Consider the following 281-nt stretch of genomic DNA (forward strand, 5'->3'; position numbering starts at 1 on the left):
ACCACTACAACGATCTACAACGCGGCGGGCGAGGTGGTGGCGGCCATTGATGCGGCCGGCAACGTCACTACCACGCAGTACAACGGTGTGGGCGAAGTGCTGTCGACCACGCAGTACGCCACCGCGCTGACCTTGGCCCAGCGCCGTGCCTTGGGCAGTGCACCGACGCTCGCTGCGCTACAGGCCGATCTGGTCAACAACGTGGATAACCGCACCACGCTGACGATCTATGACGCCGACGGTCATGCGCTCGCCACGGTGGATGCGCTGGGCTATGTCAC

Annotated in this window: 1 protein-coding gene; it reads left to right on the plus strand. The window is 64.4% G+C overall.

Going from position 1 to position 281, the window contains the following annotated elements; genetic code table 11:
- Positions 1-281, plus strand: a 281-nt coding sequence (locus ISP15_RS18595; protein ID WP_404549522.1) for a hypothetical protein, incomplete at both ends; no start/stop codon positions are given.

Origin of the sequence: Dyella jejuensis (assembly GCF_044904675.1) — a bacterium.
In the GTDB taxonomy this organism is placed as follows: Bacteria; Pseudomonadota; Gammaproteobacteria; order Xanthomonadales; family Rhodanobacteraceae; genus Dyella_B; species Dyella_B jejuensis.